The following is a 16,247-nucleotide window of genomic DNA, read 5'->3' on the forward strand; positions in this document are numbered from 1 at the left end:
TCAGCCGTCCCCTTCGGCGGCCTGTCCACCCGTCGACTGGACCTGCCGGTTCAACTGGCGCAGCGTCCGGGTCAGCGCGCCGAGATCGCCGCGCAGGTCGTCCACTGCCGACTGGCGGCCCTGCTGCAATTCCTCGAACACCTTGAGGAGCTGGACGTCGATCGATCGCAGGCGCATCCGGCTCTCGGCGTCCAGACCGCCGTCTCCGCTGCCGGCGCTTCCGCGCAGCACGGCGACGATGTTCTCCTGCCCCTCGGCGACGCGGTCCAGCGCGGCGGCGGTCTGCCCGCCGCCATCCATCCGGTCGGCCATCGCCGAGACCGCCTCGCCCAGCGTGACCATCTTGGCATCCGCCGCCAACCGCCCCGCCTCGGCGCGGGCGAACATGTCCTGCAGGTTCTCCATCTGGTAGTTCATATGGTCGAGGACGGCGGCCAGCGAATACTGGTCGATCGTCTCGTCGCCGTCGTCGCCCACCAGCCCCACGCGCGTGATCGAGCTGAGCCAATCCTCCATCTCGCGATAGAAGCGGTTCTGGCCATGGCCCGCGAACAGCTCCAACAGGCCCACGACCAGCGATCCGGCCAAGCCCAGCAGCGACGAGGCGAAGGCCGTGCCCATGCCCGCCAGTTGCGATTCCAGGCCGCCGATCAGGCGCCCGAACACCGCCATCCCGCCTTCCTCGCCCGTGGGATTCAGGCTGCGGATCGTGTCGACGACGGCCGGCACGGTCGTGGCCAGGCCCCAGAACGTACCCAGAAGGCCCAGGAAGATCAGCGTGTTGACGATATAGCGGGTGATGTCCCGCGCCTCCTCCATCCGCGCGCCGACCGAGTCGAGGATCGAGCGCGAGGAGGAGGCGGAGATCTGGCTGCGCGCCGAGCGGGACCGCAAGAGCGCGGCCAAGGGTGCGAGCAGGCCGGGCGGTCGCGTGATGTCATGGCCCGACCGCCGTTCCACGAAGCCCTCGATCCAGCTGACGGAGCTGAACAGCTGGAGGACCTGCGCGAAGCAGGCGATCACGCCCAGGACGAAGACCCCGATGATCATGCCGTTGAGCCAGGGGTTCGCCTCGAAGATCGGCGCGACCCTCGGATAGGCCAGCACGACGCCGACGCCGACCGCGGCGAGGACGGCCAGCATGTAGACGATCTGCCGGATCGGCTGCGAGAATTGCGTCCCGTGTTCGAGCGGTTCGCGTGCCATCTGCCCCCGGCCCGTTCGGGCCCCTTTTCATTCGCCCGAAGCCTATCGACCGGTGGGACTCGCCACAAGCGGCCCTCAGCCGCCGTCGCGCATCTGTTGCACCCGCGTGACCAGCCAGTCGAGATCCTCGTCGCCGATCTCCAGCGCGTGCAGGCCGGCGGCCGTTCGGGTCAGGTATTCGTGGTTCGGACCGCGCCCGCCGGTGGCATGGGCGATGATTTCCGCCTGCCGTTCCAGCGACAGGTCGCGGGCATACTGGCTGTGTCCGGTGTCGATGACATAGGCCAGCGCGTCGAGCGGGGTGCCGTCGGGCTGGTCCAGGGTCACATGCGCCTCGTGATAGGCGGCCGAGACCAGTTCGCGGGCGCGCAACTCCTTGATCGCCGCCGTCGGGTCGGCCGCCCGGATCGCGACGCCGCAGCAGGAGGCGCCTTCGGCAGGCTCCAGGGCCAACACCAGCCCCGGATCGCATTCGGACCCGCGGTGATGTATCGACCACATGCAGAAGCGCCGCCGATAACCGCGCAAGGTCGCCGGCCGGGTCTCGGCCACCTCGATGCCGGGGTTCCAGACGAGCGATCCGTAGCCGAAGACCCAGAGATCGCCCTCATCCCACATCTCGCATCCTTTCGCCTGTGACGCCGCAGGGATAGACGGGCGGGGCACGGACGGAAAGGGCGAACCGGGATGATGCGACTGCTGACGATCGGGGTGGCGCTGGCCGCGCTTCTCTGGGGCGGGTACTGGTTCGTGGGCGCGCGCGCCGTCGAACGTGGGCTGGCGGGCGCCCTGACCGACGCCCGGCAGGCGGGCTGGCGGATCGCCCTGTCGGACCTGTCGGTCGGCGGCTTTCCCAATCGCTTCGACACGACGGCGACGGACCTGCGGGTGGACGCGCCCGATGGCGTCTGGGGCGCGGCGCTGCCCTTCGTGCAGGTCTTCGCGCTCAGCTATCGCCCCCAGGAGGTGATCGTCGTCCCCGCGCGCGAGGCGATCCTCCGCACGCCTGCGGGGCCGGTCGGCGTGCGGGCGGGCGACATGCGCGCCTCGGCCGCGCTGACGCTGTCCACCCGACCGGACCTGCGGCGCGCGGTTGCCGTGGTCGAGAATGTGGTGCTGGACGGCCCGTCCTGGCGCGCGACGTTGGAGGATGGCCAGATCGCGGTCCGCCAGTCCGAGGGGGTCGGGGCCTATGATCTGTCGCTGACCTTCGCCGACATCGCGGTCGAAGGCGCGGAAGCGGCGCTTCCCCCGGTGCTGGAGGATGGGGCGATGGACGCCACGCTGACGTTCGACGGTCCGCTGGTCGATGGCGGGATGCCGACCCTGCTGACGCTTCGACATGCCCGCGTCGCCTGGGACGGCACCGTGGCGGACCTGTCCGGCGAGGTCGCGATCGACGCCGCCGGCTGGCCGTCCGGCGATCTGATCCTGTCGCTGAAAGGCTGGCGCGCGGTGATGCCGCTGCTGGAAGCGGCGGGGCTTGCGCCGTCGCAGGTGACGCTGCTGACCGCCGGGCTTCGCGGGCTGGAGGTCGACGGCAGGGTCGAACTGCCGCTGACGCTGCGCCGGGGCGAGCTGCGCTTCGGCACGATCCCGTTGGCCGATCTGCCCCGCCTGACGCGACGCTAGAGGCCATAGGGCAGCACGACGCGCCAGCGACGGGCGCCCAGGCACGGGCTGGGCGGCCCCGGGCCGACCCTGCCGGTCTCGGCCGCGATGGCACGCGCGATGCAGGTCGCGATGGGGCCCGGCAGGCCGGCGCCCTGATCCATGATCGCGGCGCCGGGGAAACGGGCAAGATCGAAGACCAGCACCTTGCGTCCGCCCCCCGGCCGGATTTCGTAAAGAATGGTCAGCGCGCCGTCGCATCGACCCCGGCAAAGGCGCGCGACCTCGGGGATATGCCGCAGGTTCTCCATCCGGCGCAGCAGCACGGCATCGACCGCCCCGATCCGCGCGTCGATATCCGCGGCCAGCGGGGCGAAAGCGGCCTTCACAGCCGCCGCGCCGTCACCGATGATGTCGATCTCCACCCGGTCGGGCGGCGTCAGAAGGGCAAAGGCCAGCGCAGCCGGCGGCAGCAGCCAGAGGGCATGCCGCCAGCGGCTAGCCATCCACGCGGATGCGGGCGTTCGTCGGATCGTAGGGGCTGTCCTCGGTCACTTCGGCATCCCAGAGGTTGCGCTGCATCCGGACCTTCAGCTTGGTGCCCGGCTGGGCCAGGTCGGGGCGGACATAGCCCATGCCGATGGATTTGCCGAAGGCCACCGAATAGCCACCCGAAGTCAGGCGCCCCACGCGCGCGCCATCGGCGTCATAGAGCGCCTCGCGACCCCAGGGGTCGGCGTCTTCGGGGCCGTCGATGAGCAGCGTGACGCATTTCGACCGGATGCCATGCGCCTGCATCGCGTCCTTGCCGTGGAATTCCTTCGACAGGTCCACGAACCGGTCGAGCCCCGCCTCCAGCGGCGTGGCGTCGCGGCCAAGCTCGGTGCCGAAGGCGCGGTAGGACTTCTCCTGCCGCAGCCAGTTCTGCGCCCGCGCGCCGACCGGCTTCAGCCCGTGCCCCTCGCCCGCCTCCATCAGGCGATCGAACAGATAGTTCTGCATTTCCATCGGGTGATGCAGCTCCCACCCCAGCTCGCCGGTATAGGCGACGCGGATGGCGTTGACAGGCGCCATCTTCAGCTCGATCCGCCGGGCGGAGAGCCAGGGGAACCCCTTGTTGGACAGCGCGAAGGCCGGGTCGGGCGTCACGATCAGGTCACGCAGGATGTCGCGGGCATTGGGACCGGCCAGCGCGAAGACGCCGTGCATGCCGGTGCAATCGTCCAGATGCATCGGTCCGAAGGTCGGCACCATGTCGTTGACGGCCTTCGCGAGGTAGTCGCTGTCATAGGCCTGCCAGGCCCCGGCGCTGACCAGGTAGAACGTGTCCTGGGCTAGTCGGACGATGGTGTATTCGGTGCGGGTCGTGCCGGCCTCGGTCAGGGCATAGGTCAGGTTGATGCGTCCGACCTTCGGCAGCCTGTTGGTCGTGAACCAGTCCAGAAACGCCGCTGCGCCGGGGCCGCGCAGCTTGTGTTTGGTGAATGCTGTGGCGTCGATCAGGCCCGCCGCGCCGCGAATGGCCTGCGCCTCCTCGACGGCATGCTGCCACCAGCCCCCGCGCCGGAAGCTGCGCGACGTGAGGTCGAAATCCGCCTCGGCGCCCGGCACGAAGTAGTTCGGCCGCTCCCACCCGTTGACGCAGCCGAACTGCGCGCCGTGGGCTTTCATCCGGTCGTAGCAAGGCGCGGTCTTGAGCGGGCGCGCGGCGGGCCGCTCCTCGTCGGGGTGGTGGAGGACATAGACGTGGTCATACGCCTCCTCGTTCTTGCGCATGGCGTATTCGGTCGTGACCCAGTTCCCGAACCGGCGCGGATCGAGCGAGGCCATGTCGATCTCGGCCTCGCCCTCGACCATCATCTGCGCGAGGTAGTGGCCGGTCCCGCCGGCGGCGGTGATGCCGAAGCTGAACCCCTCGGCCAGCCACATGTTGCGCAGGCCCGGCGCGGGGCCGACCAGTGGATTGCCGTCGGGCGTATAGCAGATCGGGCCGTTGAAATCGTCCTTCAGGCCGGCGTTCTCGCTGCTGGGGATGCGGTGGATGAAGGACATGTACTCCTCCTCGATCCGCTCCAGATCGAGGGGGAACAGATCGGCGCGGAAGCTGTCGGGCACCTCGAACGGAAAGCGGGCGGGGGCGTTCTGCTCGTAGGGGCCCAGGATCCAGCCGCCGCGCTCCTCGCGGACGTACCACTTGGCATCGGCGTCCCGCAGGACCGGATGCTGCGGGTTCGACTTGCGCCATTCGACCAGGGCCGGGTCCGGTTCGGTGACGATGTACTGATGCTCGACCACGATGGCGGGCGTCTTGATGCCCAGGAGGCGCGCGGTGCGCTGGGCGTGGTTGCCGGTGGCGGTGACGACATGTTCGGCATGGATCACGATCCGTTCGTCCGAAGGGATCAGGTTGCCGCCTTTCTCGACCATCTTCGTGGCCGTGACGTCCCAGTGATCGCCCTTCCATTCGTAGCCGTCGACCTGCCAGCGGCGTTCGATCGCGACGCCCCGCTGCCGCGCGCCCTTGGCCATGGCCATCGTGACGTCGGCCGGGTTGATGTAGCCATCGGTCGGGTGGAAGATCGCGCCCTTCAGGTCCTCGGTCCGCACCAGCGGATAGCGGTCCTTGATGTCGGACGGGCTAAGCCATTCGTAGGGGATGCCCACCGTCTCGGCGGTCGAGGCGTAGAGTTCGTACTCGTCCATCCGCGCCTGCGTCTGCGCCATGCGCAGGTTGCCCACCACGCTGAAGCCGGGGTTCAGCCCGGTCTCCTCCTCCAGCGTCTTGTAGAAATCGACCGAATAGGCGTGGATGTGGCTGGTCGCGTAGCCCATGTTGAACAGCGGCAGCAGGCCCGCGGCATGCCAGGTCGAGCCGGAGGTCAACTCGTCGCGCTCGAGCAGCATGACGTCGGACCAGCCCGCGCGGGCCAGGTGATAGGCGATGGCAGTGCCGACGGCGCCGCCACCGACCACGAGTGCTTTGACATGCGTCTTCATCGGATGTTCCCCGGATGCGTCGCCGCCTTTCTGCCCGATGGCGTCAGCCGGCGTAAATCGCGGGCGACGCCCCGCGCGCGTATTGCGACAACGGGGCGTCATTCCGGGGTTCGGTCGTCACTCTCCCAGGCGGCAGGTCAGGCGCAGTCGAGGCGTGTACTGCCGGATGGGCAGCGTGCCGCCCAAGCAGGATCCGCTGACGCGCAGGACGTCGCTGCGCGGCAGGGGCCGGGTCGGACCGAAGACGAAGGTGGCCTCGGTCTGGCATCCCGCCTCCAGGATGGGGTTCTCGCCGCAGGCCTGCGTCGCCTCGCGGGCGAACTGTGCGCAGACCTGGTCGAGCGCATTGGGATCGAAGCTATCCTGCACCGTGTGGCCGGACATCGCGTCCATGGACCCGTGAATGCCCCGGGTCTGGTTGCCGCCCGGTCCCGCGATCGCGATCCAGTCGATCCCAGTGCCGCAGGACGCCGCCGCGCGCCAGCGGATGCGGCGGGCCTCGGTGTAGCCGCCGTCGTTCGGGTCCCAGCGCTGCCAGTCGAACTCGTTTGGCTGCGCCGATGGATCGGACGGCCGCATCTGCAGGATGACCTCGTGGTCGTTCTGTGGCTGCCGCAGGATGACGTAGTCCTGCGCGCCACCCGGATTGGTGCGAATGGGTTGCGCCACCGCCCCGCCCGCATGGAGCGTCGCGCATAGCATCAGGCAATAGAAGGTACGCATCGGAAATCTCCCGATTTGACGAATGGTTGCATACGAAATGGCGGGCGCGTGGCCGGGCGCCCATATCCACAACCTAGCAGATCTGGACGATGGACGCCCTGCAGGTTTCCCTTACCTGCCTAGAGCACGCCGATCTCGGCCAGGGCCACGGACAGGCCAGCGGGCAATGCCTCCTCGGTCGCGCGGGCGGGGTCGATATCGGGGGGCGCATCGGCCGGGTCCAGATACCGCCAGCCCTGGAAGGCGCGGCGCGGCGTCGGTGCGACGGGGATCAGATCGGGCGCCAGCACGATGCCGCAGCGCGGGATGCCGTCGGCACGCCGCACCTCCTCGAAGCGCAGGATCGGCTGGCGGCAAAGCAGCACGCCCTTGATCACCCAATAGATCGAGCCGCCTTCCAGCACCTCGTCCGCGCGTTTCGGCCACATGCGGGTGACATGCCGCGGATTGCCGTCGGGCCCCTTGGCCGCCGCCGATCGATGCCAGTTGGCCAGTTGGGCCATGGACTCGGTTCCGACGGAAAGCTTGATCAGGTTCATGGGCATGGCGCGACACTCCAGGCTGGGGTATATCTAGACGTCCCGGCGCCCCGCGCAACCAATCCTAGAGGATCTTTGCCCGATGTCCGCATTCGACGCCCCGATCGCCGCGCAGATCTGGGACATGAAATACCGCCTGAAAGCCGCCGACGGAACGCCTGTCGACGACGACATCGACGCGACGTGGGACCGGATCGCCACCGCCCTCGCCGCGCCCGAGGCGGAGCCGCAAACCTGGATCCCGGCCTTCCGCGCGGCGCTGCAGGATTTCCGCTTCCTGCCCGCCGGCCGCATCGTTGCGGGGGCGGGCACCGATCGCAGCGTGACCCTGTTCAACTGCTTCGTCATGGGCACGATCGAGGACAGCATGTCCGGCATCTTCGATGCCCTGCGCGAGGCGGCGCTGACCCTGCAACAGGGCGGCGGCATCGGTTACGACTTCTCGACCATCCGGCCGAAGGGCGACGCGGTGCACGGGGTATCGGCCGATGCCTCCGGCCCGCTGTCGTTCATGGATGTCTGGGACGCGATGTGCCGCACGATCATGTCGGCGGGCTCGCGTCGCGGCGCGATGATGGCCACGCTGCGCTGCGACCACCCGGATATCGAGGCCTTCGTCGCCGCCAAGGCCGATTCCGCGCGCCTGCGGATGTTCAACCTGTCGGTGCTGGTGACCGACCCGTTCATGGATGCGGTCGATGCCGATGCCGACTGGCCGCTGGTGTTCGGCGGGCGGACGTTGCGTACCGTGAAGGCGCGCGCGCTGTGGGACGCGATTATGCGCGCGACCTACGACTATGCCGAACCGGGCGTGATCTTCATCGACCGGATCAATGCGACCAACAACCTGTCCTATGTCGAAACCATCGCCGCCACGAACCCCTGCGGCGAGCAGCCCCTGCCACCCTATGGCGCCTGCCTCCTGGGCTCGCTGAACCTTGCGCGGCTGGTCGAGGAGGCGTTCACGGACGGTGCCCGCATCCCCGAAGGCGCGCTTGCCGACCTGACCGCGACCGCGATCCGCATGATGGACAACGTAGTCGATGCCAGCCGCTTCCCGCTGCCCGCGCAGGCCGAGGAGGCGCGCGCCAAGCGGCGCATCGGGCTGGGCGTGACGGGCCTGGCCGACGCGCTCGCCATGTGCGGCCTGCGCTACGGCACACCCGACGCCGTCGCCGCGACGTCGCACTGGCTGGAGGTGATCGCGAACGCCGCCTATCGTGCCTCTGCCGACCTCGCCGCCGAAAAGGGGACGTTCCCGCTCCATGACCGCGCGGCGATTCTGGCCGCGCCTATGGTCGCGCGTCTCGCGCCCGACACCCGCGCCGCCATCGCCGAACACGGTTTACGCAACGCGCTCCTGACCTCGATCGCGCCGACCGGCACGATCAGCCTGCTGGCCGGCAACGTCTCCTCGGGGATCGAGCCGATCTTCGCCACCGAATACACCCGCAAGGTGCTGCAACCCGACGGGTCGCGGACCGAGGAGGTGGTGCAGGACTACGCCGTCGCCGAATGGCGCCGCCTCCACGGAGACGCGCCCCTGCCGGGCAGCTTCGTCACGGTTGCCGACCTGTCGCCCGCCGATCACGTCGCGATGCAGGCGGCGGCGCAGGACTGGATCGACAGCTCCATCTCCAAGACGATCAACGTGCCCGCCGATATCGGTTTCGATGCGTTCAAGGACGTCTATCTCCAGGCGTGGCAGACCGGCTGCAAGGGCTGCACGACGTATCGCCCCAACGACGTGACCGGCAGCGTACTGTCGACGACGCCGGAGCCCCGGGCCGCAGACAAGGTCGTCCAGCTCTTCGCGCCGCTCGACCGGCCGGCGGCCCTGACGGGCGAGACCTACAAGATCAAGTGGCCCGCCAGCGAGCATGCGCTCTACATCACGATCAACGACATCGAACTGGACGGACAGCGGCGACCGTTCGAGATCTTCGTGAACTCCAAGAACATGGAGCACTTCGCCTGGACCGTCGCCCTGACCCGGATGATCTCGGCGGTGTTTCGGCGCGGCGGGGATGTCAGCTTCGTCGTCGAGGAACTGAAGGCCGTCTTCGATCCGCGCGGCGGGGCCTGGGTGCAGGGCAAATACGTGCCCTCGATCCTTGCGGCCATCGGCGGCGTGATCGAACGGCACATGATCGCAACCGGGTTCCTGGCGGGCGAGGGGCTGGGCCTGAAGCTGGACCCGGCCGACCCGATGGCCGCGGCGGCCACCGTCACCGCGCCGGGCCCCGCCTGCCCCAGCTGCGGCAGCTTCGACGTCCACATGGCCGAGGGCTGCGCGACCTGCGCGAATTGCGGCTTCTCGAAATGCGGCTGACGGTGGTTGCCTGGGCCGACACGCGACCGGATCCGGCGAGGGGGCGTCATACGGCGCGCGATCATCGACGCAGCAGGATCCAGTCGCCCGTCAGGTCGGGTGGCCCGCCGGGGCCCATCGGGCGGCGCGCGACTTCGCCGAAGCCTTCGGCGGCATAGAAGGCCCGTGCGCCGAGGTTCCCCGAGGCGACGATCAGCGTGAGCGGCACACGCGCCTGTCCGGCCACATGGGCGATCAGGCTACGGGCCACGCCCCGCCGCCGGGCCTGCGGCTCCACGGCCAGCACGTTGATGTAATGCGTATCCGTCGCCACCTCCTCCAGCTCGCAAAGCGGGCGCAGAAGGGCCGGCACGTCGTGGCCCGGCGGATCGACCGCCACCAGCGGATAGTCGATCACCATGCCCGCCGCTGCCCCCCGCCAGGTGGCCACCGTTGTGTTCCGCCAGGAAAACGCGCCTTCGCCGCGCGCCGCGCGGGCCCGCCCCACGTCCCACGGATCCTGGTCCGGCGCCGCCATGCCGGCCCACAGGTGCAGCGGCAGACCCTCGCCTGCCATGTCGGCCAGCCGCGCGATCAGGGATGCGTCCCGCCGGACGGCGGGACGCACCTGGATCGCGGGCGACATTGCGATCAAGGGGGCGCCCATCAGTCCGCCTCGATCTCGTGCAGGTCTTCGTCGCGATCGAAGCGGGGGGCGGCGAGGACGAACCGCGCACGCAGCCCCATATCCTCCGACCAGCCGAGGAAGGTCTGGTGGACGTCGCCGTCATTGCCCCGGAACGTGCCTGTGGATCCGGTCACGGCGCGTATCTGCGGCACGCCGATATCGACGATCTCGGGCCCCTGCGTGATCAGGATGGCGCCATCGTTCAGCACGATCGTCTGGCGCGAGATCAGGAACGGCCCGGTGGTCGTGGCCATCGCCTCGTCGATCAGAAAGCCGTCGCAGGTCCAATCGCCCAGGACCAGTTCGGGATAGGCCGGCGTCCCGTCGGGGTTCACGCCGCTCTCGCCCTCGCCCAGCGTACCGAGCGGATAGACATAGCCGCGCGTCACGAAGGGATTGCCGTGCCGCGGCATGCCGTCGGCATCGACCGGCTCGGCCTGGAAGGCGAAGCGGGTGTGGTCCTCGGCCACGTCCCAGGCGCGCAGCATGCGGGCATCCGTTGCACCGGCGACCGACGCCGCCGCGATCAACGCGGCAGAAATGAGAAGGGTCTTCATGTGATGTCCTTTCTGGACTCGGGTATCGGTCCGGCATGTCCCCCGGACCTCGGGAATTCGGATCGCGTCGTGGCCGTCAGGCCAGGGCGGCGGCCGTGCGCGCGATGTGGCGTTCGTCGGTGCCGCAGCAGCCGCCGATCACGGCGAGGTTCGGCAGGCGACGTGCGAGTTCCGCCGCATCGCGGGCGAAATCGCCGGGATCGCCGTCGTCGAGCGTTTCGCTCGCATCCAGCTCGGCATGGCTGAGCCGCGACGCATTGCACCGGATCGCACCGATCCGCGTGGCATGCGCGCCCTCCAGCGCGTCCGCGAAATGCTCGGGATGCGCACAGTTGACCATGAAGCGTTCCGGCGGCCGGTCGGTGGCCGCGTCGACCTCGGCAATGGCCGCCGACAGGGTCTGCCCAGAGGGCAGCCTGCCGTCGGTCTCGGTCGTGAAGCCGACCGTGATCGGCAGACCGACGGCGTTGGCCGCACGCAGGATGCCCGTCGCCTCGGACGCGTTGGTCATCGTCACGGCCGACAGCGTGTCCACGCCGCCGGCGGCCAGCGCATCGACCTGTTGTCCGTGATACGCGGCCGCAGCCTCGGCGGTCATGACGGCTTCGGCGACATACCCGTCACCCCGCGGTCCGATCACGCCGTTGATCAGGACGGGCGCGCAATCGCTCGACCGGCGCAGGATGCGCGCAAAGGTGACGGCATCGCGGTTGATCCGGGTCATCGCCTCGGCGTCATAGCCAAGATGCGCGCCCCAGTCGCGGCTGGCCCGCCATGTCGGCGTATCCAGGACGAAGCCCCGTCCGGCCTGCGTGGCGATATCGAGGTAGCGGCGGAAGTAGCGGGCCAGCGCGCTGCGCCCGGCGCCCGTCTCCAAGAGTTCGAATGCCGCGAATTCGCGCAGCGCGATGCAGTCGCGGTAGATCAGCGAGGTTTCGAGCCCGCCATCTGTCAACAGGATCTGTTCGGTCATCGTCCGGGTCTCCGTTTCGGTACGGGACCCGTTTGGGCTGACGTCGTGTAACCCACCGTGTAAGAGAGCGTGGTAATCGCCGCCCCGTTCCGTGGTATTCCGATGCAGATCACCCTTCTCGGCGTGCTCGAGGTGTCTCGTGCCGAAACGGCGCTGCCGTTGCCCAGCTCGCGCAAGGCGCGGGCGCTGCTGGGTTATCTTGCTGCGACGTCACGCCCGGTGCGGCGCGAGCGGCTGTGCGAGCTGTTCTGGGACCTGCCGGACGACCCGCGGGGGGCGTTGCGCTGGGCGCTGTCGCGACTCAGGTCGGTCGTCGACGACGACGCCGAGCGCATCCAAGCCGACCGCGAGCGCGTCGCCTTCCTGCCGCAGGGGGCGCGGGTCGACTGGGCCGTGATCCGGGCCCGGTTGCGCGACGACCCGCCGCTCCTGCCCCTGCCCGACCTGCGCGAGATGGCGGAAGCGTTGTCGCGGCCACTGCTGGAGGGCCTGGACGCCGCGGGCGACGAGGACTGGCGCGCCTGGCTGACCGCCGAGCGCGAAGACGCGCGGCTTCTGCATCTGGACGTGCTGCGTCGGCTCGCGCTGCATCCGGCGGTGGCGCAGGACGAGGCCCTGGCCTGGGCCCGCCGCTGGACGGCCGCCACCCCGCTGGACGTGAAAGCGGCGCAGGGCCTGGTCGGCGCGCTGGCCGCCGTCGGCCGCCAGGAGGAGGCGCAGGAGGCCGCCGATTCCTTCGCCGACGCCGCGCGCGCCGCCGGTCTGCATCTCGACGCACCCTTGGCGGTGGAGCCTCGCCCCATCCCCATCGAGCCGGCCGAGCCGCCGCCCCGCAAGATGCTGCGCCGCCAGTCCATCGGGTTCTGCCGCGCCCCCGACGGCGTGCGGATCGCCTATGCCACGGTCGGCGAGGGGCCACCGCTGGTCAAGGCGGCGAACTGGCTGAACCACCTGGAGCTGGACTGGAACAGCCCGATCTGGGGGCCGACCTTCCAATCCTGCGCCGAGGGGCGCACCTTCCTGCGCTACGACGAACGCGGCTGCGGCCTGTCCGACTGGGACGTGGGCGACCTGGGCTTCGAGGCCTTCGTCCGGGATCTCGAAACCGTCGTGGATGCCGTCGGGCTGGACCGGTTTCCCCTGCTGGGTATCAGCCAGGGCTGCGCGGTCTCGATCGCATATGCCGCGTGCCACCCCGAACGGGTCAGCGCATTGATCCTCGTCTCGGGTTACGCGACCGGCTGGCGGATCGGCGCCACGCCCGAGGAGCAGGCCCGGCGCGAGGCGGTGCTGACCCTGACGCGGCACGGCTGGGGTACGCCAAATCCGGCCTATCGCCACATCTTCAGCCAGACCTTCATGCCCGATGCCAACCCCGAGGATCTGGCCTGGTTCGACGAGTTCCAGCGGCAGAGCACCTCGCCCGAGAACGCCGTCCGCTTTCAGGAGGCGTTCGGCACGATCGACGTGCGCGACGACCTGGCCCGTGTTCAGGCGCCGACGCTGGTGTTCCATTCCACGGACGACCAGCGGATCGCGCTGCGGCAGGGGCGCGAGCTGGCGATCGGCATTCCCGGCGCCCGCTTCGTCCCGCTGGAAAGCCGCAATCACATCCTTCTGGGGGACGAACCGGCCTGGCGGGTCTGCCGGGCCGCCAGCGCCGCATTCCTGGAAGAACACGGCCTCTGACAGAACCGCGTCAATCGCTGAGCGACGGTCGTTCCGCGCGCAGCACCTCGATCGCGTCGGCCACGTGGACGTCCGCGATGCTGTCGTCGCCGCGCGCCGTCCGGATCCGGTGCGCCTGCATCAGGACCTCGGCATGGGTGCGCCCCGCAGGCGGTTCGAAGCGATAGGAGGCCAGCTCGATCAACATGCCCAGCGGGTCGCGGAAGTAGATCGAGTTCATGAAGCCGCGGTCCTTCTCGCCCGAATGGGTGACGCCGCGCGCGTCCAGGCGGGCGACGAGTTGCGAATAGGTCGACTGGCTGACGGCGAAGGCAATGTGATGCATCATCCCCGGCAAGGCCCGCGCCGGACCGCCGCCGGGACGGCGCGCCTCGTTGGTGAAGATCGTGATCAGCCGCCCATCGCCGGGATCGAAATACAGATGCCCCTCGTCCGGGTCGTCGAGATTGGGCTGCTCGAACACGAAAGGCATCCCCAGGACCCCCTCCCAGAAGTCGATCGACGTCTGTCGATCGGCCCCCATCATCGTGACGTGGTGCAGTGCCTGAACCTGAAGTCTCTGCATGGGTACCCTCCTCATTCGATCGATCGATGCGTCTCGCGCCACTACCTAGTGCGATCCACGCCGCGCGTGCACCCGCACGCGCGCAACCGGACCGTGCCCCTCCGCACGCCGCCCCGGCCTCAGCGCAGTCCGACATAGCTTTCGGCCATGGCCGCCCTGGCCGCGCGCCCGTCGCAAAGGGCGGCGAACTCGGCGGCCCGCAGGCGGCGGTCGAACCCGGTTTCGTCCGCGAAGCGGTGCAGCAGGCGCGTGAACCACCAGCTGAAACGCTGTGCCTTCCAGACCGCGGCCAGCGCGCGTTCGGAATAGCGGTCGATCCCCTCTTTGTCGCCCACGCTGAAATGACGGCCCAGCGCCTCCTGCAGAAGGCCCACGTCCGACAGTGCCAGGTTCAGGCCCTTCGCCCCTGTCGGCGGCACGATATGCGCCGCGTCGCCGCACAGGAACAGCCGGCCCCGGCGCATCGGCTCGCAGACGAAGGACCGAAGCGGGGCGATCGATTTTTCGATCGACGGGCCGATCACGAGCGCCTCGGCCTGCGCGGGCGGGATGCGGCGCCGAAGCTCGTCCCAGAAGGCGTCGTCGGTCCACGCCTCCGGCCGGTCGGACAGGTCGCATTGCACGTAGTAGCGGCTGAGATTGGCGTTCCGCATCGAGCAGAGGGCGAAGCCCCGGTCCGACCCGGCATAGATCAGTTCGGCATCGACGGGTGGCGTCTCGGACAGGACGCCCAGCCAGCCGAACGGATAGACCCGCTCGAACTCGCGCCGGGCCGCGGCCGGAATTGCCTGCCGGCTGGGCCCGTGGAAGCCGTCGCAGCCGACCACGAAATCACCGGCGGCCCTCCGGTCGCGCCCCTCATGGCGAAACGTGACCGACGGCGCGTCCCCGTCCAGATCGTGCAGCGCGACATCCGCGACGTCGTGCAGCACGGTGCCGCCTGCGGCATCGCGCGCGGCGTAGAGGTCGCGCGTCACCTCGGTCTGGCCATAGACCGTCACCGAATGGCCGGTCAGGTCGCGCAGGTCGATCCGGACCGCTCGGTCGCCCCGCGCGATCAGGGTTCCGTCATGGCGGATCCCCTCGCGCTCCAGGCGCGCGCCCACCCCGGCCCGGCGCAGCAGGGCGCAGCTTCCATGTTCCAGCACGCCCGCGCGGATCCGGCCGAGGACATGCGCCCGCGACCGCCGCTCCAGGACGACGCTCTCGATCCCCTGCCGGGACAGCGCCTGCGACAGCAACAGGCCCGATGGCCCGCCGCCGATGATCACGACCTGCGTCCGCATTGCATCCCCCCCGGGTATAGTCTGCCGCCGGACGCGCGAAAGACAAGGTCAGACGGCGCGCGTCGTGGCGCCGGGCTGCAAGTGCACGGGCAGCGTCGTGACCGGGCCGGGACGCAATCCGTTCAGGCGGGCCAGCAGATGCTGTGCCCCGATCTCGCCGATCTGGCGGCGCGGAGTCGCCAGCGTCGTGATCGGGCGCGTCATGACCGACGTCAGGTCCAGCCCGTTGAAACCGACGATGCCGATGTCGCCCGGCACGTCCAGTCCGGCACGTTCGGCGGCCATCATGCCACCGAACGCCATGTTGTCGGTCAGGAAGAACACGACGTCGGGCGGTTCGGTCAGATCGATCCGGCCGAACCCCTCGGATCCGGCGGCGAAGCTGTTGCCGCCGGTCACGGCCACGCGGCGCGGGGCGGCGGCGCCGACATCGGCGAAGGCGCGGGCGATCCCGTCGAACCGCTTGTCGGCGCGCACGTCGACGCCGGGCGGCGCACCCACATAGGCCGGAGCGCGATAGCCCAGGGCCGCGACGTGGCGGCCGAGTTCCATCCCGGCGGCCAGGTGGTCGATGCCCACGCAGATGTCGATCGGATCATCGGTCACGTCCCAGATCTCCAGCACCGGGCGGCGTTCGCGCGCGAGGCGTTCGCGCAAGGTAGGGTGATGGGTCACGCCGGTCAGGATGATCGCCGCCGGCCGCCAGGCCAGCGTCCGCTCCGCCCATCGCAGCTCGCGGTCCGGGTCGTAGTCGCTGGTATCCATGACGCTGGAATAGCCGGCCTTCTCGAACGTCCGGCGCATCCCCGACAGGACATCCGCGAACACGTCGTTCAGAAGCGTCGGAAGCGAAATCCCCACCAGGGTGGAATTGGTCACCGCCAGGGCCCGCGCCGCCGAGTTCGGGAAATACCCCATTTCCTGCGCCAGACGGACGACGCGCTTGGCGGTGGCGTCCGACACGCCGTCGACCCCCCGCATCGCGCGGCTGACCGTCATAAGCGATACGCCGGCCGCGCGGGCGACCTCGTGGATGCCGATCCGGTCGGTGGATTTGGCGCGCGACATGGCCCACCCGGCGTTAACGTTAACGTCGATCGGC

15 protein-coding genes are annotated in these 16,247 nt (G+C 69.5%); 3 read left to right on the forward strand and 12 right to left on the reverse strand.

From position 1 onward, the window contains the following. Together MWU52_RS10725 and MWU52_RS10730 are read right to left on the reverse strand one after the other, a co-directional pair. The gene (locus tag MWU52_RS10725; RefSeq protein ID WP_246951861.1) at positions 1–1,206 is read right to left on the reverse strand and encodes a biopolymer transporter ExbB; all 1,206 of its coding nucleotides are present in this window, start codon (positions 1,204–1,206) and stop codon (positions 1–3) included. A 75-nt stretch (positions 1,207–1,281) separates the two neighbouring features. Beyond that, entirely contained in the window at positions 1,282–1,824 is a 543-nt protein-coding gene (locus MWU52_RS10730; protein ID WP_246951863.1) for a gamma-glutamylcyclotransferase, read from the reverse strand. Positions 1,825–1,893: 69 nt separating this feature from the next. On the opposite strand from MWU52_RS10730, the gene MWU52_RS10735 reads away from it, so the two are divergent. Beyond that, positions 1,894–2,838: a DUF2125 domain-containing protein gene (locus MWU52_RS10735; RefSeq protein WP_246951865.1), complete on the forward strand. Its 945-nt coding sequence runs from the start codon at positions 1,894–1,896 to the stop codon at positions 2,836–2,838. Here MWU52_RS10735 and MWU52_RS10740 read toward each other — a convergent pair. From MWU52_RS10740 to MWU52_RS10755, 4 genes are all read right to left on the reverse strand, one after another. After that, complete coding sequence (locus tag MWU52_RS10740) at positions 2,835–3,323, reverse strand: hypothetical protein (RefSeq protein WP_246951867.1); 489 nt, start codon at positions 3,321–3,323, stop codon at positions 2,835–2,837. The two genes, MWU52_RS10735 and MWU52_RS10740, sit on opposite strands and share 4 nt — an antisense overlap. Further along, a complete protein-coding gene (locus tag MWU52_RS10745) occupies positions 3,316–5,814 on the reverse strand; it encodes an FAD-dependent oxidoreductase (RefSeq protein ID WP_246951869.1) in 2,499 nt (832 codons plus the stop codon). The genes MWU52_RS10740 and MWU52_RS10745 overlap by 8 nt, the downstream gene beginning before the upstream one ends. Positions 5,815–5,931: 117 nt before the next feature. Next, positions 5,932–6,537, reverse strand: a complete 606-nt coding sequence (locus tag MWU52_RS10750; RefSeq protein WP_246951871.1) for a hypothetical protein — start codon at positions 6,535–6,537, stop codon at positions 5,932–5,934. Positions 6,538–6,656: 119 nt separating this feature from the next. Beyond that, positions 6,657–7,082: a DUF1489 domain-containing protein gene (locus tag MWU52_RS10755; protein WP_246951873.1), complete on the reverse strand. Its 426-nt coding sequence runs from the start codon at positions 7,080–7,082 to the stop codon at positions 6,657–6,659. Positions 7,083–7,158: 76 nt separating this feature from the next. Between MWU52_RS10755 and MWU52_RS10760 the strand changes: the two genes are divergently transcribed. Continuing rightward, on the forward strand, positions 7,159–9,408 hold the full coding sequence (locus tag MWU52_RS10760) for an adenosylcobalamin-dependent ribonucleoside-diphosphate reductase (RefSeq protein WP_246951874.1): 2,250 nt from the start codon (positions 7,159–7,161) through the stop codon (positions 9,406–9,408). Positions 9,409–9,469: 61 nt separating this feature from the next. Here MWU52_RS10760 and MWU52_RS10765 read toward each other — a convergent pair whose 3' ends face one another. The 3 genes from MWU52_RS10765 to MWU52_RS10775 form a co-directional block, all read right to left on the reverse strand. Further along, the gene (locus MWU52_RS10765) at positions 9,470–10,033 is read right to left on the reverse strand and encodes a GNAT family N-acetyltransferase (RefSeq protein ID WP_246951876.1); all 564 of its coding nucleotides are present in this window, start codon (positions 10,031–10,033) and stop codon (positions 9,470–9,472) included. A gap of 20 nt (positions 10,034–10,053) precedes the next feature. Next, on the reverse strand, positions 10,054–10,632 hold the full coding sequence (locus tag MWU52_RS10770; protein ID WP_246951878.1) for a hypothetical protein: 579 nt from the start codon (positions 10,630–10,632) through the stop codon (positions 10,054–10,056). Between the two features lie 76 nt (positions 10,633–10,708). After that, positions 10,709–11,605, reverse strand: coding sequence for a homocysteine S-methyltransferase family protein (locus tag MWU52_RS10775; RefSeq protein ID WP_246951880.1), 897 nt, complete (start codon positions 11,603–11,605; stop codon positions 10,709–10,711). Positions 11,606–11,707: 102 nt separating this feature from the next. Between MWU52_RS10775 and MWU52_RS10780 the strand changes: the two genes are divergently transcribed. Further along, on the forward strand, positions 11,708–13,294 hold the full coding sequence (locus tag MWU52_RS10780) for an alpha/beta fold hydrolase (RefSeq protein WP_246951882.1): 1,587 nt from the start codon (positions 11,708–11,710) through the stop codon (positions 13,292–13,294). Between the two features lie 10 nt (positions 13,295–13,304). Here the strand turns inward: MWU52_RS10780 and MWU52_RS10785 are convergent, their stop codons facing one another. The 3 genes from MWU52_RS10785 to MWU52_RS10795 form a co-directional block, all read right to left on the reverse strand. Next, positions 13,305–13,859: a VOC family protein gene (locus MWU52_RS10785; RefSeq protein ID WP_246951884.1), complete on the reverse strand. Its 555-nt coding sequence runs from the start codon at positions 13,857–13,859 to the stop codon at positions 13,305–13,307. Between the two features lie 119 nt (positions 13,860–13,978). Beyond that, positions 13,979–15,145, reverse strand: coding sequence for a 4-hydroxybenzoate 3-monooxygenase (gene pobA / locus MWU52_RS10790; protein ID WP_246951886.1), 1,167 nt, complete (start codon positions 15,143–15,145; stop codon positions 13,979–13,981). Between the two features lie 48 nt (positions 15,146–15,193). Further along, positions 15,194–16,213, reverse strand: a complete 1,020-nt coding sequence (locus tag MWU52_RS10795) for a LacI family DNA-binding transcriptional regulator (RefSeq protein ID WP_246951888.1) — start codon at positions 16,211–16,213, stop codon at positions 15,194–15,196. Between the last annotated feature and the right edge of the window lie 34 nt (positions 16,214–16,247).

The sequence above is a fragment of the Jannaschia sp. S6380 genome, from assembly GCF_023015695.1.
GTDB lineage: Bacteria > Pseudomonadota > Alphaproteobacteria > Rhodobacterales > Rhodobacteraceae > Jannaschia.